The sequence below is a fragment of the Mesorhizobium sp. M7D.F.Ca.US.004.03.1.1 genome (genome assembly GCF_003998635.1).
GTDB lineage: Bacteria > Pseudomonadota > Alphaproteobacteria > Rhizobiales > Rhizobiaceae > Mesorhizobium > Mesorhizobium loti.
On the sequence record NZ_RZQG01001133.1, the window covers coordinates 1 to 1,691 of the forward strand.

The 1,691-nt window shown below is 60.6% G+C and carries 3 protein-coding genes; 1 reads left to right on the forward strand and 2 read right to left on the reverse strand.

What is annotated here, in order from left to right; genetic code table 11:
- Window positions 1-344: hypothetical protein (locus EN935_RS34735; protein ID WP_127374164.1), on the forward strand; the 344-nt coding region annotated here is incomplete at its 5' end.
- A 183-nt stretch (window positions 345-527) separates the two neighbouring features.
- On the opposite strand, the gene EN935_RS34740 is transcribed toward EN935_RS34735, so the two are convergent.
- Window positions 528-1,127, reverse strand: coding sequence for a DUF1419 domain-containing protein (locus EN935_RS34740; protein ID WP_127266138.1), 600 nt, complete (start codon window positions 1,125-1,127; stop codon window positions 528-530).
- Window positions 1,128-1,259: 132 nt separating this feature from the next.
- Window positions 1,260-1,664, reverse strand: coding sequence for a hypothetical protein (locus EN935_RS34745; RefSeq protein WP_127265934.1), 405 nt, complete (start codon window positions 1,662-1,664; stop codon window positions 1,260-1,262).
- Window positions 1,665-1,691: the final 27 nt, after the last annotated feature.

The window sequence follows — 1,691 nt, forward strand, 5'->3', positions numbered from 1 at the left end:
TTCGTGCGCTTTCTGTTCCTTTCGCGGAAAAAGTCGCGGAAATCGCCCACAGAAGCCAGGGCGTGCTGCTTTTCAATTTGCGCATCGATGGCGACATGGAAATTCAGCGCGTCGCCGCCATCCGGTATCCAAGCCATCAGACAGGGGTTCTGGTGCTGGATAAGCAGGGCTTGCTGACCAGCCATTGCATGGTCAATGGCACTTTCTCCTGCTTTATCGCGCCGTTGGAGGATTGGAACACGCTGCCGCTCGCAACGCAGGCCAGGACGACTATCGCCGGCCCGGCCAGCCTGTTCATCGGCGCTTTACGCAATTCCGGGTACTTCCCGCGTGGCAGGCACTGAAGTTTTGCTGAAGGCCGGATGCTTGTATCCTCGTTGCAGTTGGCCATAGGGTTTCGCATGTCTCAACAGCTTGAGGATGGGCCGTACGCGGGTGCATCCATTGAGCGAAAGTCGGTCACCGTGATGGAGACGCTTTGCCGCCGAAGCGCGGTTCTTATAGATGCCCATCGTCGTCTTCCTTCGTCAGCTCCGACGCAATCGCACTTTGGACAGGTACTCGGCGATCTCGAGATCCGACAGATCATCGAGCAGCCTGAAGGCAGCATCATGCCTTCCGGCGTTAACGAGAATCGTGCGTTTACCGCGATGTTCGGCCCACCCGGTCTCGGGGTCTGCATTGCGGGCGGTCCCCCTGAGCTCGACAGGGGTTATGTTCCAGATCGCCTCAAGCTTTTCCGCGCGGGTCATGCTGTCGCTCGCGCCGGTCTCGTGGGCTATGATGGCGGCGCGCATCTTGTCTGGCGACTGGCGATCGGTGAGATCGCAGAACCCGTGAAACCAGCGCTCGCGGCCCCGGATCCGGATCGCGAAGAATACGCTGGTCACGTTGCCGGCCTTATACTCCGACATTCCGAACATGCCGGTGCGCATGAAGAGCGGCGGCAACAAATCTAGCATGAAGTGGTATTCGGACGCGGTGATCTCAAACCACTCGCCTGAATAGGGAGTGCCGGAATTGGGATCGATGCCGGGAGTGTCTTTGTGACGGCTGAACAGTTGGAACATCTGCTCGCGGGTGGCGACGCCGTCGAGCACCTTCCTGAAGGGTGGATGTGCGGTCATGAGGTTCTCCTGAAGGCAAGTCGGCCACGCGCGGCATCGCCGCGCCATGGCAACTGCTTGCTGTGTTGTGGCTGGCGACGGGCCGAGCCTGCAGCCGGCACGTGCACTGGCGATGATGGGGTTTGCAGGAGTTTAGGCGGCGCGTCGCTCGGAGGAACACGAAGCGTCTCGACCAACCCCGGTGATGGCACGGACGGCGGCGGCGAGCGCCGGGATGTCGTCCAGCATGCCGAGGGCGACGAAGTGGTTGGCTCCGCCGGTATAGTCCTTGCGGCCCTTGCAGGTGCGGATCAGGATGCCGTGACCAGAGGACTGCCCGAACTGGCCGACCTGGATATAGGCACGGTCGTGGTGCAGGGTAATTTCACCGCAAACGGCGCTGCCCGCCTTGTTTGAGCGCAGGTCAAAGCTTCCCTGCGGCAGGGCAAGTTCGGCGGCGAGTTTCTTCAGCCATGAACGGGCGGTGGTGTGGAAACGTCTCTTCTGCTGCTCGTCGTAGGAGCAGGATCTTTTCCAGTCGAACATGTCGATCTCCATGAAACAAAAAACCGCCCGGGCGCGCTA